The sequence below is a fragment of the Corynebacterium sp. MSK035 genome (genome assembly GCF_030232615.1).
Taxonomy (GTDB): Bacteria; Actinomycetota; Actinomycetes; order Mycobacteriales; family Mycobacteriaceae; genus Corynebacterium; species Corynebacterium jeikeium_D.
Genome location: NZ_JASPJP010000011.1, coordinates 35,081 through 60,271 on the forward strand (window position 1 = coordinate 35,081; position 25,191 = coordinate 60,271).

Below are 25,191 nucleotides of genomic sequence, written 5' to 3' on the forward strand. Positions count from 1 at the left end.
CGTCGCGTGGTTTAATTCTCGGCTTTCTGGGGCGGCGTCTCCTGAAAAACCACTGCGGGTGCCAGCTATAGGGGAACTTGCCAAGTTATTGGCAAGGTAGTTGCTGACACCCAATAGATAGGTTGATTCAACCGGCAACTATACAGTCAACTTTTCGATTTGCATACTGGATGCTTCTAATCGTGGCAGAACGGGTGCGGTAGGGAAAGGCAATTCGTCTGTGAAGTCATAAGTGGTTTTGATAGCGTGTGTCCCATGTATCGGCGCACCCCGAATCGATTCCCCGTAAAGAGTAATGCGGATTTGTTCGCTCGGCGCAGTGGCGCGTGGATACTGGATTCGTTCCTTGTAGGAATCTTTGTTGCCATCATTGTGGCACTTGGCAAACTTGCGTGGGAAGCAGCCATGGCGAACTGGGCGCTGCCGAGTCCGCCAGAGTTCAGGATTTTGTATGGTGTCATATTCCCAGCTGTCTTTTTCTTTGTGCGCGTGGTTGCAGAGGCTCGCGGTGAACAGACGTTTGGTAAAAGCGCATTTTTGCTACACGTTGTTCCAGCGCGGAAAGCAGACTCTGGGGCAACTCCGTTCGAAGTCGCTCAGCCAGAGGGAACATCGGAGCTCGAATCAGGAGACGATTCTTGGCACAGAGGTTGGCGGGCAGCGGTACGTAATTGTTACCTATTGTCGCTGGTTTTCTTGCCTACGGGTTTTGAGCCAAACGTTGAACTGTTTTTTGGTGTCCTGATGATTTGGGTTGCTGTTTGCCGCTGGCACCCATTCGACTGGTTGGCAGGAAAACGCGTCGTTGTTGAAAGGCGTAGCGAGCGCTAACGTTCGAGCAAGCGTCAGGCCCTGGCTCTTTCCTCCTCGGCCTCAACCTCAGCGTTGAATTCTCGTTTAGAAGACTGCCACTGGTCTTCGGTCATACCGATACGCCAGTAGCCAGAAATGGAAACGTCTTTCTTCGGGATCTCAGATTCGACGAAGAGGAAGCGGCGCAATTCCTTGATCATCTCGGCGACACCGTGGATGAACCAGCTAGTTTTCTTACCTTCTGGAATGCCCGCCTCGCGCACTGCGCGGGATAGCTCTGTGCCGTGGGTTGCGCCGTTGCGGAGGACCCAATGGACTTCCACACCCTCTCGGGTTGGGAGCTCAAACTTCCGATCTTCGGACTCGATTTCGATGTATGCGGTTGCGGTCGTGCCTGCTGGGAGGTGCTTCAGTCCGGCGCTGATAGCTGGCGCTGCGGACTCGTCTCCGGCGAGTACAAAGTGTTCATATTCTGCTGCAGGTCCCCATGCGCCTCCTGGCCCTAAGAAGCCACGCTTGTCTCCGATTTCGGCTACGCGTGCCCACGGTCCAGCCAGGCCGGAATCGCCGTGGGTGACGAAGTCGACGTCAAAGTCGCCGGTTTCGGAGTCCACATTAATCAGAGTGTAGGTGCGGGTGATTGGCAGTTTGTCTCGCGGCTGTTCGGCGCGAATTTTCGCAATATCGAACGGCCAGGAGTAATCAGCGTCCTCTGGCACAAACAATAATTTGATGTAATGGTCGGTAAACTCCAGCTCCTTGCCCACAAATGCAGGCGAGTTCATGCTCAAACGAACAAGGTCTGGGGAAATCTGGCGACGTCCAGTAACTGTTGCCTCGTGTGCCTTACGGGGCTTACGCTTCGGTGCTGCTGCTTTAGCTAGGCCAGCCATAGTTGTCACTGTCCTTCAACAAGTCTTGGGCTGTTTTGTACTGGCGGAAGTCTACACGCCACGTGATTAGGTAAGCCTAACACAAGTGTTTCTGGAAATTGCTGGGTGATGCGTTCTCAGGAGGGGGCGTAGTGGCCGGTCGTGAGAAAAACAAAGAACCCTCGCGCCCTATATGTAAAAGGTCACGAGGGCATTTGTGCCCCAGAGAGGAATCGAACCTCCGACACCGGCTTTAGGAGAGCCGTGCTCTATCCACTGAGCTACTAGGGCAATCATCTTCCGGGTAAAACAGCCGTGAAAACACATTCTCGGCGGCCGGAAAATTACTTCATCACTTTAACGCATCTGCGAGCTCTAGTGGCAATTGGGTCCTCGACCTGACACGCAAACATGCAGGAAGCTCGCTATTACCCCCATGTGCTTTTGTGCTCGGCGGTGCCGCCCGGAATCTGGCTAACATGGTTTATAACGAGCGACTTTCTTGCGCTTGCGGTCGCAACAGCGCTACTTATTTTCCGGTCGCTGTTTTGGAGGAGGATGACAATATGATTAAGCCAACTTTCACGGATGTCAACGGTGTCAAGATTAAGTGCTCCATGACCACGGACTCGGACAAGCCGCACCTTTTGGTTTCGCGCATGGAAGATGATGGCTCTTTGACTCCGATTCTGGAGATGAACGTGTACGACTCCAAGTACATGGCCAACGCTTGCGAGATTTACTTGAAGCAGGCCGCTTCGGCTAACCTCCAGGGTTCGATGGCTGGCCTGTCTCCAGATGAGATGGCTGAACAGTTCGGTTACGAGGGAGATCCGACCAATCACTAGTCGAAACGACGCCGCCCGCACTCAGGCCGAGAGCCCTGTATACAGCGGATATGTCGATGTAGACGTCATCGGAATCGGCGCCGGTAGTCCGAGCCACATTACGCTCGAGGCTATCGGCGCTCTTGCTGATGTCGACGTAGTTTTTGCTCTCGACAAGGGTGATGCCAAAGCGGACTTGTTGGCTGCGCGACAGGCGATCGTCGATAAGCATGCGCCGCATGTCGAACTCGTTGCCGTTCCCGACCCGCCACGTGACCGCACGCCCGATAACTACGGCGCAGTCGTCCGTGACTGGCATCAGCGCCGTGCAGAGCTGCTTGCCGACGCCTTCGTCGCTCACCTCGGACGAGAGGGCAAGCGCCGCGGTGCGTTCTTGGTCTGGGGTGACCCCTCCTTGTACGACTCAACATTGCGGATTTTGCAGCGCGTCCGCGACCTTGGGCTGGACGTGCGTTCGCGAGTTATCCCCAGTGTGACGGCGATTTCCGCGCTGACCGCAGCGCATGGAGAATGCCTGAACCAGATTGGTAAGCCGGTATTGATTACCACTGGTCGGCGCCTGGGGGAGCGTGCACCTGGCACGGATGCGGTGGTGATGCTCGATGGCGGTGCAGCCTGGCTCGACCACGCGGACCCGGAGGAAGAGATTCTCTGGGGTGCATTCCTGGGAACGGAGCTGGAAACGCTCCGCCGCGGCCGCGTTGGTGACATCGGCGAAGAGATTGCAGAGCTGAAAAAGAAGCTCCGTGCGGAGCACGGTTGGATTATGGATATCTACCTGCTGCGTTCCGGCGCCTAGGACTGAGCAGTCGCAGCGGTGCCAGTACGGCTAGCTGACTTTCTTGCCCAAGAAGCCCTCTGCCCATCGGTGGAGGGCTTTTTCGGCGGCTTCGACGCCGTCGGCGACGGTTACCTTGGTGAGGACCTGATCGTCGTTAGGCAACACGCGTGCGGGATCGCCTGCGGGACGGACGGTGATGCTGACGTGGTCGGCATTGATGACCTCGACGGTTGCTAGTGCGAGCATCTCGACGTTCGTCTGCTCAGCAACCGCAAAGCGGTAGGCGGTGTCGTTTTCCCACTCGGTGGTGGAGTTCCGAAGGAACTCGGCGACGGAGTCAGGGGCCAATTCTGTGAGTAATTGGGTTGCGACCGGGGCGTCATCGACGCGGGAATCGTGGCGCAGCGGACGGCAGTAGAAGCGGCCGGCATTTACTTCCATGGGTTCCATACCGTCCACTCTAGACGTCCTGAACAGTGTTTAAGGGCGCCGGGGGAGGGGCTGAAAAGAATCAAGCGGGGCTGGCTGCGAATCCCATCGCAACCAGCCCCGCTTAGAGCTTTAGAACTACTTCAGTTCCATCAGGACATCGCCCTTGCCGACACCTGAGCCAGCCTCGGTAGCCAGACCCGTGACAACGCCGTCCTTGTGAGCCTTGACTGGGTTTTCCATCTTCATGGCCTCAAGGACAACCACGGTGTCACCCTCGGAGACTTCCTGGCCCTCTTCGACGTTGACCTTGATGACGGTGCCCTGCATCGGAGCAACCACAGCGTCACCGGAAGCGGCCTTCTTGGAACCGCCAGCGCGCTTCTTCTTGCTCTTCTTCTTGGCACCAGCGTTGCCGCCGCCCAGAGCCAGGTCGCCCGGCAGGGCTACCTCGACGCGGCGACCGTCGATCTCGACGACAACCTTCTGAGCCGGAACGGTGTCGGTGTCAGCGTCGGAGTCACCGTCGTACGGAGCAATCGGGTTGTCCCATTCCTCTTCAATCCACTTGGTGTAGACGTCAAACTTCTCGCCATCGCCGACAAACGCCGGGTTCTCCACAATGTGGCGGTGGAACGGAATGACCGTTGCCAGGCCCTCAACCTGGTACTCGGACAGAGCACGAGCGGAGCGGCGTAGGGCCTCTTCGCGGGTCTCGCCCCAAACAATCAGCTTGGCCAGCATGGAGTCGAACTGGCCGCCGATGACGTCGCCCTCCTTGATGCCGGTGTCCATGCGGACACCCGGGCCGGACGGTTCGACGTACTTGGTGATGGTGCCCGGAGCCGGCATGAAGTTGCTGCCGGCGTCCTCGCCGTTGATGCGGAACTCGAAAGCGTGACCGCGCATCTCCGGGTCTTCCTTGATGGACAGTTCCTTGCCTTCAGCAATGCGGAACTGCTCGCGGACCAGATCGAGGCCGGTAATTTCCTCGGTGACCGGGTGCTCCACCTGTAGACGAGTGTTGACCTCGAGGAAGTTAATCAGACCGTCAGCGCCAACCAGGTACTCAACGGTGCCCGCACCGTAGTAGCCAGCCTCGCGGCAGATGTCCTTAGCGGACTGGCGCAGGCGCTCATCCTGCTCTGGGGTCAGGAACGGAGCGGGTGCTTCCTCGACGAGCTTCTGGAAACGACGCTGTAGCGAGCAGTCACGGGTGGAGGCGACAACGACGTTGCCGTGCTTATCAGCGAGAACCTGGCACTCGACGTGGCGTGCCTTGTCCAGGTAGCGCTCTACGAAGCACTCACCGCGACCGAAGGCCGCAACGGCCTCACGGGTAGCGGACTCGTAGAGGTCGGCGACCTCTTCCATCTTGTGTGCGACCTTCATGCCGCGGCCACCGCCACCGAAAGCGGCCTTAATGGCGATTGGCAGACCGTGCTCCTTAGCGAACGCGACGACCTCGTCTGCATCCTTAACTGGCTCCTTGGTGCCTGGAGCCATTGGAGCGTCAGCCTTCAGCGCGATGTGACGAGCGGTGACCTTGTCGCCCAGGGCGCGGATGGACTCTGGTGACGGGCCAATCCAGATCAGGCCAGCGTTCTCAACAGCCTCAGCGAAGTCGCCGTTCTCCGACAGGAAGCCGTATCCCGGGTGGATGGCATTAGCGCCGGACTTCTTTGCGGCGTCCAGAATCTTGTCGAAAACTAGGTAGGACTCAGCGGAAGTGGTGCCACCGAGAGCAAAAGCCTCATCCGCCATGGTCACGAAAGGAGCGTCCGCATCCGGCTCAGCGTAAACGGCGACGGAAGGAATGCCGGCGTCCTTCGCAGCGCGAATAACGCGAACGGCAATCTCGCCACGGTTGGCGACGAGAACCTTCGTGATTTTTTCAGTGGTCTGCTCGGACACGAAATCCTCCATTTTTCGTGGGCACCCCGAGAATTGGCCCTCGGGGCAAGGTTGCGACAGTCATTTGTAGGAATCACAAGCAGCACTGCAGTTAACTGAGTGGTGAACCGCAATACGGTTAACCACGCGGTAGCTAACAGCGTGTGACCCAATGTCTCCATTGTGTCACAGGTGCGGTAAGCAACCTCTTTTTGCTCGCTACATAAGGGGGTAGGGATTGTGGTCTTGAGCAGCGTTCAAGTGGTCATGGGGGCAGCTGAAGTGGCTATTTTCCGCCCAAAAACCTAGGTTTGTGGTTAAAATTATCACCCAAGAGTGCAAGAGCCGCCCCCTTGATTGGGGGCGGCAGGGGGAAACTAAATCTCCGGTGTAGCGTCAGCCGCTGACGCTGGAAAAACGGTGGGGGAAGCGCCCACCGGTTGCGTCGATCGCCTACAGGCTTCCCGGCTCCGAACCGTGGGCAATGGGCATGCCAATCATATTGCCCCACTCAACCCACGAGCCGTCGTAGTTGCGAACATTCTCGTGGCCGAGCAGGTGGTGCAGTACAAACCAGGTGTGCGCGGAGCGCTCGCCGATGCGGCAGTAGACAATCGCCTCATCTTCAAATTGGACGTGCGCGTAAATCTGCTCGAGCTCTTCGCGATCGCGGAAACGCGAGTTCGGGTGAACGGACTGATTCCATGGAATGTTTACCGCGGTTGGAATGTGGCCACCACGCAGGACGCCTTCCTGTGGGTAATCGACCATGTGGGTTCGTGCACCGGCATACTCCTCCGGAGTGCGCACGTCGATAATCGGAGCCTTTCCAATGAGCTCACGTGTATCGCTGAAGTAGGCGCGCAGTGTCTTGTCGTCGCGCTCGACGACAGGGTAGTCAGTGCGTGGGTAATTGGGGACCTCGAAGCTCGTGTCTCGTTCTTCAGTCATCCAGGCATCGCGGCCACCGTTAAGCAGGCGCACGTCGGGATGCCCAAAAAGCTCGAAAACCCAGAGTGTGTAGGCGGCCCACCAGTTGGACTTGTCGCCGTAGATTACGACGGTGTCATCGCGCGAGATACCCTTCTCGCGCATGAGCTCGGCAAAGCCTTCGGCGTCGATATAGTCGCGGCGCACAGGATCGTTGAGGTCGTGATGCCAGTCGATGCGAACCGCGCCCGGAATATGTCCAATGTCGTAAAGCAGTGAGTCCTCGTCGGATTCAACAACGCGCAGACCGGGAGAGCCCAGTCGGGCAGCAAGCCAGGAGCTAGAGACGAGGCGCTCAGGGTGGGCGTACTGCTGGAACTGGGGGTGCGGGTCGTGCGGAACAGCCATCGGATACTCCCTTGGCGCAAGTTGGGTGGGTGGGACTTTCTGACGTTTATCGTCAATTGCATATCTAGTTTACGGGTCGCGTGGCGAACGGCGGAATAGTCCCCAGTGTGAGCGCTTTCCGACGGCAACAATTGCGTCCGCGGCCACCCTGGGATACGCCTCACAGTTGGGGGTAAAAGCAGTGTTTTCAGCGCGCTTGGAGTCCAGGTAGTGCCCTAAAATTTAGCTGAGAGTTAGCGCAAAAACTGTGTTGATTCGTATCACTGGAAAATGGGCTGAAATGGGCTATCTGCCTGGGTATTCGCTGCGTTACGGAGACAATTGAGTGCCGGAAGTCCATGTATTTTCTTAAAAGGAGTGCCTGTGCACAAGAACATTGTTGTATTCGAGATCGAGGGCGGCTCGGACAAGTACTTCGACGGACACCGCAAGGACACCATGCCAATCGTCAACGCTATCCGCGAAGCCGGTTGGTCCGCTGAGGTCGTCTACTACCGACCGGAGTGGAAGGACGACCTGTACGACTACGTCTCCCAGAACTTCGACGGCTACATCTCCCGCGTAAACCCGGGCAACATCCCGGGTGGTGAGAGGGGCTACTTCGAGCTTCTGACCAGTCTCTCGGTCGCTGGTTTGGTTGGTATGTCCACCCCGGGCGAGATGATGGCCTACGGCGCAAAGGACGCACTGGTCAAGCTCAAGGATACTGACCTGGTTCCGTCTGACACCGCTGCTTACTACGACGTCGAGGCATTCCACAGCACTTTCCCGACCTCCCTGTCCTACGGCGAGCGCGTCCTTAAGCAGAACCGTGGCTCCACCGGATCCGGCATCTGGCGCGTGCGCATCGCTGACGAAGAGGTTGCTAAGAACGTTGAGCCGGGCACCCCGCTGCCGCTAAACACCAAGCTGAAGTGCACCGAGGCCGTGGACAATCACACTGAGACTCGTGAGCTCGGCGAGTTCATGGATTTCTGCGACCAGTACATCATCGGCGATAACGGCATGCTTGTGGACATGCGCTTCATGCCGCGCATCACCGAAGGCGAAATTCGCATTCTGCTGGTCGGCCCGCACCCGGTCTTCGTGGTTCACAAGAAGCCGGCCGAGGGCGGCGACGCTTTCTCCGCAACCTTGTTCTCTGGCGCGAAGTACACCTACAACAAGCCGGAAGAGTGGCAGGACCTCATCGACATGTTTGCTGAGGCTCGCCCGGTCATTGCCGAGAACCTCGGTGGCGACAATATCCCGCTGATCTGGACCGCTGATTTCATGCTGGCAGACGGCGAGAACGGCGAGGACACCTACGTTCTCGGCGAGATCAACTGCTCCTGTGTTGGCTTCACCTCCGAGCTGGATATGGGTATCCAGGAGCTTGTTGCTCAGGAGGCCATCAAGCGCGTTGAGGCTGCTAACAAGTAGTCTCAACAGCTAGGAAAACCGCACCAAATTGGTGCGGTTTTTGCTTTTCGACGGTTCTTGCGATGCCTACCGATTCCAGAACTGGGAGACCGAATAGCCGTAGCGATACAGAGCTCGGCGCACGACAGGTAGCGACAGTCCGATCACACTGGATGAGTCGCCATTGATGCCATCGACAAACCAGCCGCCTAGAGCCTCCAAAGTAAACGCGCCAGCGCACTTCAGCGGCTCGCCCGTCGCAGCGTAGGCACGGATGTCCTCTTCTGGGACTTCAGCGAAATCGAGGGAAGTAATCGCCACCTCAAGGTGCTCGCCCTTTGGTGTCACGACACAGTGACCAGTAATCAGCTCAGCCGTCCGGCCACTCTGTTGATGCCAGCGCTCAATGGTCTTTTCTTCCGTGTGGGGCTTGCCCTGCAACTGCCCGTCGAGAAGCAGCATTGAATCCCCGCCAATGACAATGTCATTGGGGTAGGCCGGAGAGGCAGCGTGTGCCTTGGCCTGCGCGAGTTCCTCGACGATGCGTACCGGCGATGCGTCCGGAAGGGCTGTGATTACGGCATCCTCGTCGACGTTGGGCGCTACTGTGATGGGCTCGATGCCTGCAGAGCGGAGAATGTGCAGTCGCGAAGGGGAAGTGGAAGCCAAGACGATTCGGGGGCTGCTCATAGTTAGTGATTTTAGTGAGGGCGGAATCGTAAAGCCTAATTTTTGTGGCAAACATGCGTGGGGTTGGCCCGATTGTAAGAACAGGCAGATTTTTTTAGATGGCAGCTGCCTTCTAGTGATGTAAAGTAAAGTGGACATCAAGTTAAAGAAAGTACACAGATGAGTGGGGAAGAACGTTCGAACCAGGTCAGGAGATACCGACGCTGGTTGGAGCTGAGCCAAGCGGATTTAGCCGCGCAGGTGGAGGTCTCGCGGCAAACCATTGCAAATATCGAGCGGGGAAATTACTCGCCTTCGGTGTATTTGGCGTTGCGTATCTGCAAGGTCCTGGGAAAAACAGTCGAAGAAATTTTTGGTGAGGAAGGATACTGACAATGTCCTATGCGGATGTCGTAATTGAACGCAACAGCGCCACGGTGGACGATGAGTATCAGCAGATGTTGCTGCATAAGTCCTACACGTACGGGTTCACAATGATGATGTGGGCTAACTACGTGCTTGCAACGGTACTGATTTGGCTCATTCCAGAGCCAAAGATGGTGGGCGTGACAGTGGCAATCATCTTGATGCCGCTGGTTGGACTCCTGTTTTCGCAGCGGTGGTTGCGACGTCAAGTGCCAATGCCGAAGATTAATGGTCTTACAAAAGGCGAGATTGCAGCACTCGTAGCCGTCATTGGGCTGTGGCTGATTGGTTTTATCAGAGTGCAATTGCTCTCTGAGGCAAGCGCTGGTGGGGCACTATCGGAATCGTGGGGATTCATTGCCGGCGCTGTGGTGGGTGCTGCCATCGGTCTGGCGTTTGTGTATTTCCTGTTCAAGGTGGTGTGGCCGGTAGCTCGCAACCGTGATCAGCGTCGGCTGGACCGGGAGCTCGATGACGAGTTTGATGGCGAGTCGCTGGGTGAACAACGCTAGTAATAAGCAGTGGTCAAGGCTAAGGCAGTAACAAAAACCAAAGCGCCACCATCGGAAAACCCGATGGTGGCGCTTTGTGCTAGCGAATCGACGCAGCTAGCGTGCGGTAACGACTACGCGCTAAGCGGTAGCTGTACTAGTAGAAATGGACGTTGCGGAACGTGCCCGGTACGTGCTGGTGCGGCTGGTGGAAACCCTCTTCCAGCCGACCCCAGTTGTTGCGCGGGCCGCGGTCCTCTGGGGCGCCGCCGGCTGCTGCCATACCTGCGAACAAAAGCGCGAGCGTGGCAGTTTCAGCGTCAGACGGGTTGCCCTTGAGGACGGACATGAACGGTGCAGCCGGGGCTGTAGCGGCGTCCTTGTCTTCGGTTGCTGGGGTGTTTTTGGAATCGGTCACAGCGGAATGTTCCCATGCTTCTTGGCGGGTACGTTAACAACCTTGCGATCCAGTAGACGCAGACCCTCGATGATCTGGCCGCGGGTCTCGCTCGGCGGGATAACGGCGTCGATGAAGCCGCGCTCAGCAGCCATGTACGGGTTGACCAGGGTGGCCTCGTACTCTGCCTCGTACTCCTTCTGCAGTGCGACGACATCCTTGCCCTCGGCCGCAGCAGCCTTGAGCTCCTTGCGGTAGATGAAGCCGACAGCGCCGGAAGCACCCATGACCGCAATCTGAGCGGTCGGCCATGCCAGGTTGATGTCAGCGCCCATGTCCTTGGAGCCCATCACACAGTAAGCTCCGCCGTAGGCCTTACGGGTGATGACGGTAATCTTCGGGACGGTGGCCTCAGCATATGCGTACAACAGCTTGGCGCCACGGCGGATGATGCCGTCGAACTCTTGGTTGGTGCCCGGCAGGAAGCCTGGAACGTCAACCAGCATGATGATCGGAATGTTGAAGGCGTCACAGGTGCGGACGAAGCGAGCCGCCTTCTCGGATGCCTTGATGTCGAGGCAGCCAGCGAACTGAATCGGCTGGTTGGCGACGAAACCGACCGAGCGACCCTCCACGCGACCGAAGCCGATGACCACGTTCTGTGCGTAGTCCTCCTGAATTTCCAGGAAGTCCTCGTCGTCGACCAGACGGGTGATGACGTCCTTGATGTCGTACGGCTGGTTTGGGGAGTCCGGAATCAGCGTGTCGAGCTCGAGGTCAGTCTCAGTGATGCTGTCAGCGATGGAGCCCTCGAACGGCTCAGCCTCCATGCGAGGAGCCTCAGCGCGGTTGTTGGACGGCAGGTAGCTGACTAATTCCTGAACGAAAGTCAGAGCGTCTTCGTCATCAGCGGCGGTGTAGTGCGAAGTACCGGAGGTGCTCATGTGAGTACCAGCGCCACCCAGCTCTTCCTGTGTGACCTCTTCGCCAGTGACGGTCTTAATAACGTCCGGGCCGGTGATGAACATCTTGGAAGTGCCATCGACCATGACAATGAAGTCGGTCAGAGCCGGGGAGTAGACGTGGCCACCAGCGCAGGCGCCCATGATCAGGGAGATCTGTGGAATAACACCAGAAGCCTGGGTGTTTCGGAAGAAAATCTGGGAGTAGAGGCCGAGGGAAACAACGCCCTCTTGGATGCGGGCACCAGCACCCTCGTTGATGCCGATAATTGGGACACCGGTCTTGATGGCCAGATCCATGATCTTGACAATCTTTTCACCGTAGACTTCACCGAGCGCGCCACCGAAGATGGCGCCGTCCTGCGAGAAGACACAGACCTGGCGGCCATCGATGGTGCCGTAGCCTGTCACAACACCGTCAGTGACAGGGCGCTTGGCGTCGAGGCCGAAGTTCTTGGAGCGGTGACGTGCGAGAGCGTCAACCTCCACGAACGAGCCCTCGTCCAAGAGGAACTCGATGCGCTCACGAGCGGTCATCTTGCCCTTGTCGTGGACGCGGTCAATGCTGGCCTGGCCCATTGGAGCCTGGGTCTCTGCGAGACGGGCTCGCAGATCGGCCAGCTTTCCAGCAGTAGTGGTCAAATCCGGGGTTTCACCGGTTGATGTATTTGCGGCAGTCGTCATACCAACTAGTTTACGTTTCGAAAACGGGGGGAGGTAGTTGGGGGGCAATCGCTGTTAACAAAAGTAGGGGTAATGACTAGCTCGTTGTACAGCAAAAAGCCTGCTCTTACAGTGGAATATTGCCGTGCTTGCGCGCAGGCCACGGTACTTTCTTTGAAGTTAGCAGGCGCAGATTTTTTATCACTCGAGTTCGTGTCTCGGAGGGGAGGATGACTTCATCAATTAACCCCCGTTCGGCGGCACGATAAGGCGTGAGCATGTGTTGCTCGTATCCCATTTCCAGTTCAGCAATGAGTTCTTTCACACTCTCGGGAGTGCCAAATCTATCGGCCGCTGGATCTGCTGCGAGAGCTGCTTCGGTGGCGGTTCGAATCTCGGCACGATGGAGGAAGCGTACTGCGCCAGAGGCGCCCATCACGGCGATCTGTGCCGTCGGCCAAGCCAGATTTACATCCGCGCCGAGCCCCTTTGACCCCATCACGCAATAAGCACCGCCATAGGCCTTGCGCATGGTGACGGTGATTTTAGGAACGGTTGCTTCTGCATACGCATAGAGCAATTTAGCGCCACGGCGCAGAATTCCCTGGTGTTCTTGATTTGAACCGGGGAGAAAGCCGGGTACGTCTACGAGAAAGACGAGTGGAATGTTGAAACAATCGCAGATTCGGACGAATCGCGCGGCCTTCTCCGCTGCATCGATATCTAGGCAGCCCGCGAATTCCATGGGCTGATTAGCGACAAACCCAACAGATTGACCATTGAGACGGCCAAGGCCAATTACGACATTGGCTGCCCGGTTTTCCTGGATTTCCAGGAACTCCGCATCGTCGCAAAGCGCGTAGATGACTTCATGCACGTCGTACGGCGTGGATGGGCTGTCGGGAATGAGACTGTCGAGGGTGCGATCAGTGTCGGTGATTTCGTCACTGGCATCGGAATCCCAGCTGGGCGCGGGGGAGGTTGTGTTGTTGGGGAGGTAGTCCAGCAAATCGCAGACCCAGTCGAGTCCATCCTGCTCGCTAGTGGCGGTGTAGTGGGAGTTTCCGGCGATCTCCATATGGGTGTCGGCGCCGCCGAGCTCGTGCTGGCTGATTTTTTCGCCAGTGACTGTTTCGATTACGTCAGGGCCGGTGACGAACATACGGGAGCTTTCCTCCACCATGACAACGAAGTCCGTCAGTGCTGGGGAGTAGGCATTTCCGCCCGCACAGGCACCAAAAATGACTGAAATCTGCGGAATGACGCCGCTGGCGCGAACGTTGTGGTGGAACGTCTGGGCAATAAAGTCCAGTGAGACTGCGCCATCTTGGATGCGGGCGCCGGCGCCTTCGTACATGCCAATAAGGGGGCGGCCGGTAGTGATGGCAAGTTCCTGAATCTTGACCATCTTTTCGCCGTAGACCTCTCCGAGTGCACCACCGAAGATTGTGCCGTCCTGAGAGAAGATGCAGACCTCACGGCCGTCTATGGTTCCCCAGCCGGTGATGATTCCGTCGGTCACGGGGCGTTTGGCTTCCATCCCAAATGCGGTAGTGCGGTGGCGGGCTAGCGCATCAAATTCGACAAAAGATCCTTCGTCCAGCAGGTAGTCAATGCGCTCGCGGGCATTCATGCGCTCAGTCAGTTTGAGCTTGTCGTAGCCCCGCGACCCCATCGGAGTCAGTGCAGCAGTGCGTCGGCGTAGAAGGTCTTCATTGAGAAAAGCGGTGGTGTGTTGCTCCGTCGCCAAACGTGAGGAAATAGTCATGTTATGGAATGTAGTGTTTGGGAAGGAAAATAGTAAAGCAGGCGAGCTGTGATGATTCTCACGCTGTCGAGCTCTTGAGAAAGGTCACGACTCAGTGAATCCGGCCATGGCGCTAGACTGCTGTGCATGACCAACCCCAGGATTGTTGCTTCCCGCAAGCCTCTTGACGCCACGCGTGTGCGCGCAGCCGCGCCGGGCTGGAATTCCATTGAGGTTGTCGAAACCACTGGTTCGACCAACGCTGATCTTCGGAAACAGGCGGCACTGGGGCAGGTGGCAGATCTCAGTGCGCTTATCGCCTCGGAGCAGACCGCAGGTCGCGGTCGACTGAGTCGTAGTTGGACGGCCCCGAAGGGTGCGTCCATTGCACTCAGCGCGCTGCTGCGCCCGGAAGGGCTCGCACCCGAGCAACTGGGTCTGTTGCCGTTAGTCGCGGGCCTCGCAGTTGTCGATGCTGTTGTGGAAGTTGCGGGTCTTGCGCCTGAACGCGTTTCCCTGAAGTGGCCGAACGATGTCCTGGTTGACGGTCGTAAGCTCTGCGGAATTCTGGTGGAGGCCGCGTCGCTGACACCGCCAATTCTCATTCCGGGAATCGGCATCAACGTTTCCCTGCAGGAAGATGAGCTGCCGGTGCCACACGCCATTTCGCTATACCTGGCGGGAGCGGAAAACCTCGACCGCGACGACATCTCCGCTGGTGTGCTGCGTGCGCTGGGACGTCGTCAAGCGCAGTGGCGAAAGGGCGATGCGGAGCTGCTGCGGGACTACGAGGCGGTGTGCGCGACCATCGGTTCGAACGTGCGCGTGGAGTTGCCGGGGGATCGCGTGCTGGTGGGCAAGGCGGTTGGCGTGCGTGCCGACGGCGAATTGATCGTCACCGATGAAGCTGGCACAAGTCACTTTGTTGCGGCCGGTGACGTGTTCCATGTTCGTGCCACTGACGGCGGCTATGCGTCCCCGCAGGCTGATTCGGAGCGGGGGTAGTGCTGTATGGCCTTTCCCGATGATGAGTTGGACACGCGCGAGGCAATTCTGCTGGACACCAATCCAACTTTTGGTCGGCTGGTGTGGCCGCTCTTGGAACTCATGGTTATCACGGGCGTCTGCTGGTTGCTGATTGGTTTTATCGACGGCCCTGGGATTGCTCCGGGAGATCTGCAAGGTGTGCGTCAGCTGCTGCTCTTCGCGTGGCTGGGGCTTATTCTCTGGCGCGTCGTTCGTCCGGTACTAAGTTGGCTGGGGGAGCGGTTTGTGCTGACTGATAGGCGGATTATTTTGCGCCGCGGCATTCTGCGCCCGCAGGTGGTCTCGATTGATCTGCGTTCGGTGCGTGCGGTCAATCGCAAGGGCGGCGTGTTGTATCTGCACACCCGCAGTTTCGGCCCGCCGCTGGCTGTAGAAGATATTCCCAGCTCCCGCAAGGTGGCTAAGTTGGTCTCCCGGTTGACTTAGAATTTTGGGTCATAACCTACAATCAGGGGTGTGATTGCTTCGGATACCCCTGAAAACTCCACTAATTCCACTTCTAATTCCGCTGCAGCGCTAACTGCTGCGCAGCATCCCGCGCATGCTGATGGCGTGCCGGTTGTGGCGGTGATTGGTGACGGTCAGCTGGCTCGTATGATGCAGACTGAGGCCATTGAGCTGGGACAGTCCATCCGTTTGCTCGCCGGTTCGCCGGATGCTTCCGCAGCGCAGGTGTGTGCGGACGTTATCATCGGCGACTACCACGTCTGGGAAGATGTTGAGCGCGCTGTCGCCGGTGCGCAGGCCGTGACTTTCGACCATGAGCACGTTCCCACCGAATTCCTCAACAAGCTGACCGAGATGGGCTACTCGGTTCAGCCTCAGCCGTCGGCGTTGCTGTACGCGCAGGATAAGCTGCTGATGCGCCAGCGCCTGGAGGAACTGGGCGCTCCAGTACCTGCCTACGCTGCAATTGAGTCCGCCGAGGATGCCGAAGCATTCTTCGACCGCGTTGACGGTGCCGTCTGCCTGAAGGCTCGCCGCGGCGGTTACGACGGTCACGGCGTGTGGTTCCCGAAGGACCGCGAGGATCTGCGTGCGCTTGTCGACGAACTGCTGGGCAAGGACGTGCCGCTGATGGCCGAGCGGAAGGTCGCGCTGGTTCGTGAGTTGTCGGCCATGTGTGCGCGCACGCCGTCGGGCGAGGTCAAGGCCTGGCCGGTCCTCGAGTCCGTGCAGCGTGACGGCATCTGTGTTGAGGCAATCTGCCCGGCGCCAGGGCTTGCCGACGACCTTGCGAGAGCGGCCGAAAAGCTCAGTGTGACCATCGCTTCCGAGCTGGGAGTAACCGGCGCGCTGGCAGTTGAGCTGTTCGAAACCGTCGATGCTGACGGCAACCCGGAGATTTTTGTCAACGAGTTGGCCATGCGGCCACACAACACTGGTCACTGGTCGCAGGACGGCTGTGAGACCAGCCAGTTTGAGCAGCACCTGCGTGCAGTTGCTGACATGCCACTGGGTTCCACTCGCCCGACTGCGCCGGTGACGGTAATGGTCAATACGCTCGGTGGCGATGAGGCCTCGGATGTACCTATTTCACAGCGTTTTGCTGAGGTATGGCGTCGTTTCCCATCAGCGAAGATTCACTGGTACGGGAAGGATTGGCGCCCTGGACGTAAGCTGGGGCACGTCAACCTGTGCGGCTACGACGCAAGCCCGGAAGGCATCGCGGAGACCCGGCGGGTTGCCAACCTCGCTGCTGGCTACATCGTCGATGGCGTGTGGGCAGACGGCTACACCGCATAGGTGGCTGGCGCTGTATAAGAATTAGATTGCTATCTCAAGGAGACAACATTGGCTGAAGCAAACCAGGTGGCAAGCCCGAAGTTGGCCAACGTAACCGGTCCGCTGGTCGGTCTGATTATGGGGTCGGACTCGGATTGGCCGACCATGGAGCCCGCAGCGGAGGTCTTGGCTGAGTTCGGAATTCCCTTTGAGGTAGGTGTGGTCTCTGCACACCGCACTCCGGAACGCATGATTGACTACGCAAAGTCCGCCGCTGACAAGGGGCTGCGCTGCATTATCGCTGGCGCCGGTGGTGCAGCACACCTGCCGGGCATGGTTGCGTCGGCCACTCCGCTGCCGGTTATCGGCGTGCCACGCGCGTTGGAGAACCTGGAGGGTGTCGATTCCCTGCTGTCAATCGTTCAGATGCCGGGCGGCGTTCCGGTGGCAACCGTCGGTGTGGGCGGCGCTAAGAACGCTGGCCTGCTGGCTGTGCGTATTCTCTCGGCCGGTTACCCGGAGCTCATTGTGGCGATGGAGAACTACCAGGCCAACATGCGCGATGAAGTTCTGGCGAAGGACGAGCGTCTGCGCAAGAAGCTGATGGGTGAGTAGGGCGCGCAACCAGCCCCGAACTACCCGCGCATATGAACTGCGGGGTAGTGGAACGTGTCCGGGTCGGCAGTCTCCCAGGCTTCGGCCCAGTTGTGGAAGCGAGTTCCGCTCAGCAGCTCGCCTGGCTGCAGCCAGTTGTAGAGCTCCGCGTAGGTCTCACCGACCTGCTCATTGGTGCGCCGCAGCAGGTGGGACGGCCCCAGCTCAGAGAAGCTATTCAGGCCCATCGATGCCAACAGGCTAGCTGCTTCCGCGACCGTGGCATTGTGATAGTTGGCCACACGCTGACCCTTGTCGTCGACATCCAGGGCCTTCCACAGGCTCGGATCCTGGGTAGCCACACCCACCGGGCAGGTGTTTGTATGACATAGCTGAGATTGGATACAGCCGGTGGCCATCATCATGCCGCGAGCCGAGTTCACAAAGTCAGCACCGATGCACATGCGCTTCACAATATCGAAGCCAGTAATGACCTTGCCGGACGCACCGAGCTTAATGCGATCGCGCAGACCGGCACCTACGAGCGCGTTATGGACGAGAATCAGGCCGTCGGTAAGCGGCAGGCCAACGCGGTCGGAGTATTCCAGCGGTGCAGCACCGGTGCCGCCTTCAGCGCCGTCGACGATGATGAAGTCCGGGGTGATGTTCTCTTCCAGCATGGCCTTGCACACGGCGAGGAACTCAAGCTGGGAGCCAACACACAGCTTGAAACCGACCGGCTTGCCACCGTTGAGCTCACGCATGGTGCCCATAAACCGAACAAGTTCACGCGGGGTGGAGTAGACGCGGTGGTACGGAGGGCTCATCACGCCCTTGCCAACTGGTACGTGGCGAGTAGCCGCAATCTCTTCGTTGACCTTGTGACCTGGCAGCATGCCGCCGAGTCCAGGTTTTGCGCCCTGGCTAACCTTCAGATAGGTTGCCTTGACCTGCGGAATCTTAGCCTTTTCGCGGAAGAGCTCCGGGTCGAAGTCGCCATCCTCAGTACGTGCACCGAAGTATCCGGACCCCAGCTGCCAATAGAGGTCTGCGCCATACTTCAAGTGGTAAGGGCTGATAGCGCCCTCGCCGGTGTCCTGTACGAAGTTGCCCAGCTTCGCGCCCTTATTCATTGCCATGACAGCGTTAGGGGACAGAGAGCCGAAACTCATGGCTGAGATGTTGAAGACAGACGCTGAGTACGGCTGGGCGCAGTCCGGACCGCCAATATCTACGCGCGGATCCTCGATGACGTGCTGGCTCGGCGCCATCGAGTGGCGGACGTACTCGTAGCCGGGCGCATTAATCTTTCGCTCAGTACCGAATGACTTCTTCGAGGACAGCCCCTTCGCACGCTCGTAGACCACGGTACGAGTATCGCGGTCGAACGGAGCGCCGTCGAAGTTGCGCTCGATGAAATACTGCTGCATCTCAGGGCGAATGGTCTCACCCATGTAGCGCAGATGGCCGATGACCGGGAAGTTCCGCAAGATGGAGTGCTTCTTTTGAAGCATGTCATAGATAGCCACAACATCCAGGAAGAGGATGAAGGCCATCAGAATCCACCACCATGGGCTCAGATCCCATACAGCCAGTGCGCCCAAGACGTTGATGAGGGCGAGAATCGCAAGAATATATGGTCGGGTAATCACGGTTTCCAGGTTATCGCGACTACTTAGAGCGCTTCTCGACGGGACAGCTGCGACTAAATCACACGGGCTTTTTCGGCCGTAGAAATAGCAGTGACACGCTCGCTATCACCACCGCGCACGACGACGGCAGCACCTCCACGAACCCAAGCCGACAGCACATTACGTGCCCATTTATCTGCGGTGACCTGTGAAGAATCAGGCACCAGCCAGCCGTCGGAAACGACGCGGGAACCGGTCGTGAGCTGCATCTCGTCCGCGTAATCGCCAGCAGATGAAAGCAGTTCTGCAGCCGACTTCTCCCCAATAACGGGGGTTTGGTCGGAGTCCGGGCCTGCGCCTAGATATGCGTCTGGGTGGAAACGAACTTCCGGACCAAAGTCAATGACTCCCGGTGGAATATCATCACCGCATTCCACGACACCACGGCCAAAGGGATCGTCGGTAAGCACTGCGAGGTAGGCATCTGGGAACTTCTCTTCCCACGTGCTGACGTTGCTGACAGTGGTGAATACGACCAGCGGCTCCTCATCGCTAACGGTGACGCCAGCACGCTCGCAGCCCAGGATGATGCAGGCGGACTGCCAGATCAACGGCAAGTCAATCCATACTTGGTCTCCGGCGACGAGGTCGAACTCATCGTGCAGCATGTTGGCGATCTTGCTGGCCCAGTTGTCCAGGGTTTGGGCCGATAAATCGGTACGACCGCCGGTAGTTTCGTCATAACAGGTCAAACGAGGCACGGACGGGTCGGCCTCGAGAAGTGTCTTCAGAATCTCCACGCCTCCAAGGGTAACGAGATTCTCTCCAGGCCGTCGGGAAGAGTCGCCTAACTCAATAGCAGGGTGAACAACAGGACCGTCGGCAAGCAGGCGATCGTCGTAATCACGCCACAATCGCGCGCCTGCTCAAGGTTCCGGCCGAAGCGGGAGGCGAAGGTGTAGACGTTCTGGGCTGTCGGCAGGCCGGCGATAATCACAGCTGCCAGCAGCGCATGCCCGTTGAGACCGAAGACGAAATGACCGAACAGCAGAGCGAGCGCGGGGTGGAGGAAAAGCTTCAGCATAGACGCCACCACGACGGCGCGACGAGGGGAGCGGCCGGCTTCCATAAACGGCATGCCATGCAGGCTAATACCGAAGGCCAGAAGTGCCATTGGCACTGCGGCTTGCCCCAATAGCCCCACTGGATGCGCTACGAACTGAGGTACTTCGATAGCAAACGCATTAACCGCAAGCCCCACCATCGCCGCCAGAAAGATTGGGTTCTTCAGCGGTGCCATGATGACATTGCGCGGTCGGAAATGGCCGCGGTTGGTGAGGATTTCCAGCACCGTCATGGAAGCGGGCGCATAGAAGGCAATCTGAAAGATAAGGGCCGGGACGACGGCGGTAGCGTCGTGAAGCACTGCGACTGCGATGGGCACGCCGAGATTAGCGACGTTGTTGTAACTCGTCGACATCGCGCCGACCACAGCATCGGCGCCGCGCTGTTTGAACATGGGCGCCACAAAAATCCGGTAGAACGCCGCCGTGCCAAGCGCCGACAGTGCCGCGACACCAAACGCCGAACCGAAGATGCTCGCCGAATCCGCCGTTGCGAGAGTGTGCGCGAGCATGCACGGCATCGCGATCCAGAACACGACCATGTTCAGGGTAAAAGATGCCCGCTTATCGACGATCTCACTGCGCCCAAACAACCAGCCAACAATGATCAGTACTGCGACGGAACCAAAGCCGGTGAATATTTCGGTGAGAGCGGGCATAAGTGCATATTTTAGACAATAAAAAACGGACCCAATCCAATCCCCTCGGTGGGGAAGGACTGAGTCCGTTTTACGCTGTTATCGCATGTATCGTCATGCGGCCAGCGCGTAAATAAGGCCTTTCGGCGGGTGTTCGAATGATCGGCTCCCGCCGACCAGCCATCTTTAGCGGCTGGTGAACGGCAGGAGTGCCATCTCGCGGGCGTTCTTCACAGCGGTAGCGACCTGGCGCTGCTGCTGCGGAGTCAGACCGGTGACGCGGCGGGAACGAATCTTGCCACGGTCAGAGATGAACTGGCGGAGCAGGTTAATGTCCTTGTAATCAACCTTCTCAACGCCTGCGGCCTTGAGCGGGTTCTTCTTCGGGCGGCGGGACTGCTCCATCCGCGCCTTCTTGTTAGAGTGATTGCGCTTCATTGGTGCTCCTCGACTTACCAGCTGGACTTACGGACGCCCGGGAGTTCGCCACGGTGGGCCATCTCACGAACGCGGACACGGGACAGACCGAACTTGCGGAGGTAGCCGCGTGGGCGACCATCTGCAGCGTCACGGTTGCGGACGCGAATCGGGGACGCGTCACGCGGCTGACGGTTCAGCTCGTACTGTGCGTCCATGCGCTCTTCGTCAGTGGAGTGCGGGGACTTGATGATGCGCTTCAGTTCAGCGCGACGTTCTGCATAACGAGCGACGATTTCCTTGCGCTGCTCGTTCTTGGCAATCTTGGACTTCTTAGCCATGAATTAGCGCTCCTCGCGGAATTCGACGTGCTTGCGGACAACCGGATCGTACTTCTTAATGGTGATACGGTCCGGGGTATTGCGCTTGTTCTTACGGGTCACGTAGGTGTAACCGGTGCCCGCAGTGGACTTCAGCTTGATGATTGGACGAATGTCATTACGTGCCATTTTTTAGATCTTCTCCCCACGTGCACGAATCTGAGCAACAACAGCCTCGATACCGTACTTGTCGATGGTCTTCAGACCCTTCGGGGACACATTCAGAGTGATGTGACGCCCCTCAGAGGCGAGGTAGAACTTCTTACGCTGCACGTTGGGGTTCCAACGGCGCGACGTGCGCCGGTGGGAGTGGGACACGGTCTTGCCGAAAGACGGCTTGCGTCCCGTAACCTGGCAAATCGCCGACATAGGGATTCCTTTGCTTCCTTGCCGCCCAATGCCGACATCACTGGTGCGCCACGCCGGACTATTGAATAACCGAGGAATCCACCTGGCCTTTTCCGGGGCGCTGCCCACTGACACTCGACGCTGAGCGCGTAAACGAATAACTAGACAACAGCGAGAGAACAGTTTACACACGAGTTGCGGGATAACCTAATCGCTGTTCCACTGTGGTTTTCTCGGCGCGACTCTCGCGGGTCGTCATAGAGTTCGTGCTTGTCGACGGGCGTTAGTGCAGGGCCCTTTTTTAATTTTCGGGCTCGAGCCTGTAATATTCCATCGAGTGTCACATGCCGGTTTATAGAAATATTGACCCGGTACGTGTCATTGTAAGTCGTGTTCGTACCCAACTCAGGCACGATTCTCTCACTCTTAGCTGGGGGAAAGCGACCTGAAGTTCAATCCTGAGGGAAACGAGAATTAATGAAGAAGGACATCCATCCTGATTACCACCCGGTGGTTTTCAAGGACGCAGGCACGGGTCACTCTTTCCTTACCCGTTCCACCGCCACCTCCGACCGCACTGTCGAGTGGGAAGACGGTAACGAGTACCCGCTGATCGTCGTTGACGTCACCAGCGAGTCGCACCCGTTCTGGACCGGTGCTCAGCGTGTCATGGACACCGCTGGTCGCGTCGAGAAGTTCCAGCGCCGTTACGGTAACCGCATTCGCCGCGCGAAGAAGAACTAAGAATAGGAGGGGAATAAGAAAATGGCAGTACCAAAGCGTCGCATGTCGCGTGCTAACACCCGCGCTCGCCGTTCCCAGTGGAAGAGCAACAACGTCGCTCTCCAGGAAGTCAAGGTAAACGGCCGCGTCTACAACGTTCCTCGTCGCATCGCCAAGGCTGTTCAGCTCGGCCTGGTTGACGTCGAGAAGTTCTAACGCGCATCTTTTAGGATGCTGACAACGTTCCTCGCTGAACCGCGAAGCGCTTCGCGTGCCCAGAGTGCGTTCAGTGCGTAAGGAACAGTTGATAAAGAGCTTTTTAAACCTCACTCCATCGCTTGTACTCGGCGATGGGGTGAGGTTTTTCAGTTCTATGGCCAGGTTTTATGGGAGCACTCTCACGAAGAATCTGTGTCACATTTACACTCACCTTATATTTTCAAGGCACAATGGGCAGTATGAAGATTTTGGTAGTTGATGACGATCAAGCGGTACGCGAAGCGTTGCGGCGATCGTTGACTTTTAATGGCTACACGGTCGAGCTCGCCGAGGATGGCGCAGAGGCCTTGGAAAAGATTGCCAAGGATCGTCCGGATTTGGCTATTTTGGATGTCATGATGCCGAAGCTGGACGGCCTGGATGTTTGCCGTCGGCTGCGCAGCGAAGGCGATGATCTGCCGGTCATGATGTTGACTGCACGTGATTCGGTCTCCGAACGCGTAGCTGGTCTTGATGCCGGCGCAGATGACTACCTGCCCAAGCCGTTCGCATTGGAAGAGCTGCTCGCTCGTGTCCGTTCGCTACTTCGTCGTTCTGCTTTGGAAGTGCCTGCGATGGAGGATGCCGCAACTCTGCAGTTTGAGGATCTCTCCCTGGACCCGGAAACTCGTGAGGTCTTCCGCGGTGAACGCCGCATTAGCCTCACTCGTACAGAATTTGCGCTGCTGGAATTGCTGATGAGCAACCCGCGGCGTGTACTCTCCCGTACCGCCATCTTGGAGGATGTCTGGGGCTATGACTTCCCGACGTCCGGCAATGCGCTGGAGGTCTACATTGGCTACCTGCGGCGCAAGACGGAGGCAGAGGGAGAGCCGCGTCTGATTCACACCGTTCGTGGTGTCGGTTATGTGATGCGGGAGACCGCACCGTGATGTTGCGCCGTCGTCGTTCGACCGGCGGTGGCGTGCAATCAAATCAGCGTTCTGCCACGGAGGCCAATCCGGGGCAAGGTACCGTCGGTAAGCAAGAGAAGTCCGCGAATACTGAGACGATGGCAGGGGAATCGCTTCCCGGCCTGCCGCGGAGCTCGCGTATCCCTTCGCTGCGTTGGCGGCTGACTATTCTGACAGCGCTCATTGTGGCGATGTCGGTGGGGCTGATGACGCTGGCTGCTTTTTTTACTGTGCAGGCAGCGCTATACCGCGAGGTGGACAGTAACCTCCGTAACCAGGCGGAAAAGCTGCTGATGTCACCGTACGCTTCGGAGTTTGCCATTGGCCCCTCCTTTGAAGCGGACTCGAACAGGATTCTGAACCCCGATCTGGACGCGGTGTACTTTGCCCACGGCAGTGTGGCGGGCAAAGGCGGTGGCTCAATCTCTATTGGTGGCCCCGAACTTGCGGTGTTGCGGGGGAATCGACAGGAATCGATTCGCACCGATGAGTACAACGGCCGTCGTGTATACGCCGTCCGCTCCGAAGACGGTGCGACGCTGATCCTTTCTCAGGATCTGAGCTCGACGCAGTCGGTCTTGAAAGCGCTCAGTGCAGTGCTGCTGAGTATCTCTGCTATCGGAATCCTCTTCGCAATCGGATCAGGTATTACGGTGGCAACAACGGGTCTGCGCCCGGTCACTCGGCTGCGCATTGCTGCGGAGCGAGTGACGGAAACCGACGAGCTGCGCCCAATCCCTGTGGAGGGCGATGATGAGCTTGCGCGCTTTACCCGCAGCTTCAATGAGATGTTGGCTGCACTTCAAGCGTCGCGCATTAAGCAGGCGGAGCTGGTTGCAGATGCTGGTCATGAGTTGAAGACTCCGCTGACGTCGTTACGCACAAATATTGAACTGCTGATGATGGCCTCCCGTTCGGGAGCGGCAATCTCGGATGAGGATCGCGCGGATCTGGAAGCTGACGTCATCGCACAGCTGGAAGAGTTGTCGACGTTGGTCGGTGACTTGGTTGATCTGGCACGCGAAGATGGCCCGCAACAGGTTATTGAGCATGTCGATGTCGACGAAATCATTTCCACGTCGCTGGCGCGTGTTGAGCGTCGTCGTCCGGATATTACCTTCGATGTGCAGACAGCTCCGTGGTATGTCTACGGGGATTCGGCGGGTCTTGGTCGCGCAGTTTTGAACTTGATGGACAATGCTGCAAAGTGGTCGCCAGAAAATGGCACCGTGCGGGTTCGTCTGACGCCGCTCAGCGAGGTTGTTGCTGAATTCACGGTGGCGGACTCGGGGCCAGGTATCCCGAAGGAAGATCGAGACAAGGTCTTCGAGCGTTTCTACCGTTCCATTCAGTCGCGGTCGATGCCTGGATCCGGCCTGGGCTTGGCCATTGTGAAGTCGGTCATCGTCCGCCACGGGGGTACGATTACTGCCGATGAGTCCGATGATGGCGGTGCCTTGATGCGAGTAACGCTGCCGGGCAGTCCGCACAGCGGAAAAGGTGACGACTCCGATTCAGCTCAAGAGCCTAGCTAGAAACGCATAACCCCACGTCAAAGCTGATGTAATCCCCGCTGCACGCGGCCTTTTAAGGAAGTGCGTGGCGGGGATTCGGTGTTTCATTCGGGGAATTATCGGCGAGACCGCAGACTGCTCTCAGCCA

29 protein-coding genes and 1 tRNA gene are annotated in these 25,191 nt (G+C 58.0%); 14 read left to right on the plus strand and 16 right to left on the minus strand.

The genetic code is table 11. From position 1 onward, the window contains the following. Positions 1-255 precede the first annotated feature (255 nt). Positions 256-831: an RDD family protein gene (locus QP978_RS07870; protein ID WP_150963363.1), complete on the plus strand. Its 576-nt coding sequence runs from the start codon at positions 256-258 to the stop codon at positions 829-831. Between the two features lie 14 nt (positions 832-845). Here QP978_RS07870 and QP978_RS07875 read toward each other — a convergent pair whose 3' ends face one another. Both QP978_RS07875 and QP978_RS07880 read right to left on the minus strand, forming a co-directional pair. Next, on the minus strand, positions 846-1,706 hold the full coding sequence (locus tag QP978_RS07875) for a siderophore-interacting protein (protein ID WP_016423293.1): 861 nt from the start codon (positions 1,704-1,706) through the stop codon (positions 846-848). Between the two features lie 197 nt (positions 1,707-1,903). Continuing rightward, positions 1,904-1,976 (minus strand) — tRNA-Arg (locus QP978_RS07880). 275 nt (positions 1,977-2,251) lie between these two features. Here QP978_RS07880 and QP978_RS07885 point away from each other — a divergent pair. Both QP978_RS07885 and cobF read left to right on the plus strand, forming a co-directional pair. After that, the gene (locus QP978_RS07885; protein WP_016423292.1) at positions 2,252-2,533 is read left to right on the plus strand and encodes a cg0963 family protein; all 282 of its coding nucleotides are present in this window, start codon (positions 2,252-2,254) and stop codon (positions 2,531-2,533) included. Then, complete coding sequence (cobF, locus tag QP978_RS07890) at positions 2,484-3,332, plus strand: precorrin-6A synthase (deacetylating) (protein WP_284857035.1); 849 nt, start codon at positions 2,484-2,486, stop codon at positions 3,330-3,332. The genes QP978_RS07885 and cobF overlap by 50 nt, the downstream gene beginning before the upstream one ends. Before the next feature lie 30 nt (positions 3,333-3,362). On the opposite strand, the gene QP978_RS07895 is transcribed toward cobF, so the two are convergent. The 3 genes from QP978_RS07895 to QP978_RS07905 form a co-directional block, all read right to left on the minus strand. Then, positions 3,363-3,764, minus strand: a complete 402-nt coding sequence (locus QP978_RS07895) for a hypothetical protein (protein ID WP_042388876.1) — start codon at positions 3,762-3,764, stop codon at positions 3,363-3,365. Between the two features lie 117 nt (positions 3,765-3,881). Further along, on the minus strand, positions 3,882-5,669 hold the full coding sequence (locus tag QP978_RS07900; RefSeq protein WP_042388874.1) for an acetyl/propionyl/methylcrotonyl-CoA carboxylase subunit alpha: 1,788 nt from the start codon (positions 5,667-5,669) through the stop codon (positions 3,882-3,884). A 420-nt stretch (positions 5,670-6,089) separates the two neighbouring features. Then, the gene (locus QP978_RS07905) at positions 6,090-6,974 is read right to left on the minus strand and encodes a sulfurtransferase (protein WP_049189714.1); all 885 of its coding nucleotides are present in this window, start codon (positions 6,972-6,974) and stop codon (positions 6,090-6,092) included. A gap of 363 nt (positions 6,975-7,337) precedes the next feature. On the opposite strand from QP978_RS07905, the gene QP978_RS07910 reads away from it, so the two are divergent. Further along, positions 7,338-8,396: a Cj0069 family protein gene (locus tag QP978_RS07910; RefSeq protein ID WP_016423287.1), complete on the plus strand. Its 1,059-nt coding sequence runs from the start codon at positions 7,338-7,340 to the stop codon at positions 8,394-8,396. A gap of 66 nt (positions 8,397-8,462) precedes the next feature. On the opposite strand, the gene QP978_RS07915 is transcribed toward QP978_RS07910, so the two are convergent. Beyond that, positions 8,463-9,065 (minus strand): Maf family protein, encoded by a 603-nt coding sequence (locus tag QP978_RS07915; protein ID WP_016423286.1) that lies wholly within the window; start codon positions 9,063-9,065, stop codon positions 8,463-8,465. 159 nt (positions 9,066-9,224) lie between these two features. Here QP978_RS07915 and QP978_RS07920 point away from each other — a divergent pair, with 159 nt between their 5' ends. Both QP978_RS07920 and QP978_RS07925 read left to right on the plus strand, forming a co-directional pair. Continuing rightward, a complete protein-coding gene (locus QP978_RS07920; protein ID WP_042388872.1) occupies positions 9,225-9,437 on the plus strand; it encodes a helix-turn-helix transcriptional regulator in 213 nt (70 codons plus the stop codon). 2 nt (positions 9,438-9,439) lie between these two features. Then, positions 9,440-9,982, plus strand: a complete 543-nt coding sequence (locus tag QP978_RS07925) for a hypothetical protein (RefSeq protein ID WP_016423285.1) — start codon at positions 9,440-9,442, stop codon at positions 9,980-9,982. A gap of 136 nt (positions 9,983-10,118) precedes the next feature. On the opposite strand, the gene QP978_RS07930 is transcribed toward QP978_RS07925, so the two are convergent. From QP978_RS07930 to QP978_RS07940, 3 genes are all read right to left on the minus strand, one after another. Beyond that, positions 10,119-10,379 carry an acyl-CoA carboxylase epsilon subunit gene (locus QP978_RS07930; protein WP_016423284.1) on the minus strand — a complete coding sequence of 87 codons (261 nt, stop codon included), beginning with the start codon at positions 10,377-10,379 and terminating at the stop codon, positions 10,119-10,121. After that, positions 10,376-12,004: an acyl-CoA carboxylase subunit beta gene (locus QP978_RS07935; RefSeq protein WP_284857036.1), complete on the minus strand. Its 1,629-nt coding sequence runs from the start codon at positions 12,002-12,004 to the stop codon at positions 10,376-10,378. The genes QP978_RS07930 and QP978_RS07935 overlap by 4 nt, the downstream gene beginning before the upstream one ends. A gap of 106 nt (positions 12,005-12,110) precedes the next feature. Further along, complete coding sequence (locus QP978_RS07940; RefSeq protein ID WP_284857037.1) at positions 12,111-13,751, minus strand: acyl-CoA carboxylase subunit beta; 1,641 nt, start codon at positions 13,749-13,751, stop codon at positions 12,111-12,113. Between the two features lie 126 nt (positions 13,752-13,877). Here QP978_RS07940 and QP978_RS07945 point away from each other — a divergent pair, with 126 nt between their 5' ends. The 4 genes from QP978_RS07945 (at position 13,878) to purE (ending at position 17,117) form a co-directional block, all read left to right on the plus strand. Continuing rightward, entirely contained in the window at positions 13,878-14,735 is an 858-nt protein-coding gene (locus tag QP978_RS07945; RefSeq protein ID WP_016423281.1) for a biotin--[acetyl-CoA-carboxylase] ligase, read from the plus strand. 6 nt (positions 14,736-14,741) lie between these two features. Continuing rightward, a complete protein-coding gene (locus QP978_RS07950; protein ID WP_016423280.1) occupies positions 14,742-15,203 on the plus strand; it encodes a PH domain-containing protein in 462 nt (153 codons plus the stop codon). 30 nt (positions 15,204-15,233) lie between these two features. After that, positions 15,234-16,523, plus strand: coding sequence for a 5-(carboxyamino)imidazole ribonucleotide synthase (locus QP978_RS07955; protein ID WP_016423279.1), 1,290 nt, complete (start codon positions 15,234-15,236; stop codon positions 16,521-16,523). A gap of 117 nt (positions 16,524-16,640) precedes the next feature. Continuing rightward, on the plus strand, positions 16,641-17,117 hold the full coding sequence (gene purE / locus QP978_RS07960; protein ID WP_042389458.1) for a 5-(carboxyamino)imidazole ribonucleotide mutase: 477 nt from the start codon (positions 16,641-16,643) through the stop codon (positions 17,115-17,117). A gap of 20 nt (positions 17,118-17,137) precedes the next feature. Here the strand turns inward: purE and QP978_RS07965 are convergent, their stop codons facing one another. From QP978_RS07965 to rpmB, 7 genes are all read right to left on the minus strand, one after another. Further along, positions 17,138-18,748, minus strand: a complete 1,611-nt coding sequence (locus QP978_RS07965; RefSeq protein WP_016423277.1) for an FMN-binding glutamate synthase family protein — start codon at positions 18,746-18,748, stop codon at positions 17,138-17,140. Between the two features lie 53 nt (positions 18,749-18,801). Then, positions 18,802-19,527, minus strand: coding sequence for a TIGR03089 family protein (locus QP978_RS07970; RefSeq protein WP_016423276.1), 726 nt, complete (start codon positions 19,525-19,527; stop codon positions 18,802-18,804). 47 nt (positions 19,528-19,574) lie between these two features. Next, entirely contained in the window at positions 19,575-20,510 is a 936-nt protein-coding gene (locus QP978_RS07975) for an AEC family transporter (RefSeq protein WP_049171304.1), read from the minus strand. A 165-nt stretch (positions 20,511-20,675) separates the two neighbouring features. Then, positions 20,676-20,927, minus strand: a complete 252-nt coding sequence (gene rpsR / locus QP978_RS07980) for a 30S ribosomal protein S18 (protein WP_005511410.1) — start codon at positions 20,925-20,927, stop codon at positions 20,676-20,678. 14 nt (positions 20,928-20,941) lie between these two features. Beyond that, complete coding sequence (gene rpsN, locus QP978_RS07985; protein ID WP_005511414.1) at positions 20,942-21,247, minus strand: 30S ribosomal protein S14; 306 nt, start codon at positions 21,245-21,247, stop codon at positions 20,942-20,944. Positions 21,248-21,250: 3 nt separating this feature from the next. After that, entirely contained in the window at positions 21,251-21,415 is a 165-nt protein-coding gene (gene rpmG, locus QP978_RS07990; RefSeq protein WP_005511413.1) for a 50S ribosomal protein L33, read from the minus strand. Between the two features lie 3 nt (positions 21,416-21,418). Continuing rightward, a complete protein-coding gene (rpmB, locus tag QP978_RS07995; protein WP_016423274.1) occupies positions 21,419-21,655 on the minus strand; it encodes a 50S ribosomal protein L28 in 237 nt (78 codons plus the stop codon). A gap of 456 nt (positions 21,656-22,111) precedes the next feature. On the opposite strand from rpmB, the gene QP978_RS08000 reads away from it, so the two are divergent. The 4 genes from QP978_RS08000 to QP978_RS08015 all read left to right on the plus strand — a co-directional run bounded on the left by QP978_RS08000 (position 22,112) and on the right by QP978_RS08015 (position 25,064). After that, positions 22,112-22,378, plus strand: coding sequence for a type B 50S ribosomal protein L31 (locus QP978_RS08000; RefSeq protein WP_005511390.1), 267 nt, complete (start codon positions 22,112-22,114; stop codon positions 22,376-22,378). Between the two features lie 21 nt (positions 22,379-22,399). Then, positions 22,400-22,573, plus strand: a complete 174-nt coding sequence (gene rpmF / locus QP978_RS08005) for a 50S ribosomal protein L32 (protein WP_005511439.1) — start codon at positions 22,400-22,402, stop codon at positions 22,571-22,573. A gap of 242 nt (positions 22,574-22,815) precedes the next feature. Next, entirely contained in the window at positions 22,816-23,508 is a 693-nt protein-coding gene (locus tag QP978_RS08010; protein WP_005511429.1) for a response regulator transcription factor, read from the plus strand. Then, complete coding sequence (locus QP978_RS08015) at positions 23,508-25,064, plus strand: sensor histidine kinase (RefSeq protein WP_016423272.1); 1,557 nt, start codon at positions 23,508-23,510, stop codon at positions 25,062-25,064. The genes QP978_RS08010 and QP978_RS08015 overlap by 1 nt, the downstream gene beginning before the upstream one ends. Positions 25,065-25,191 lie beyond the last annotated feature (127 nt).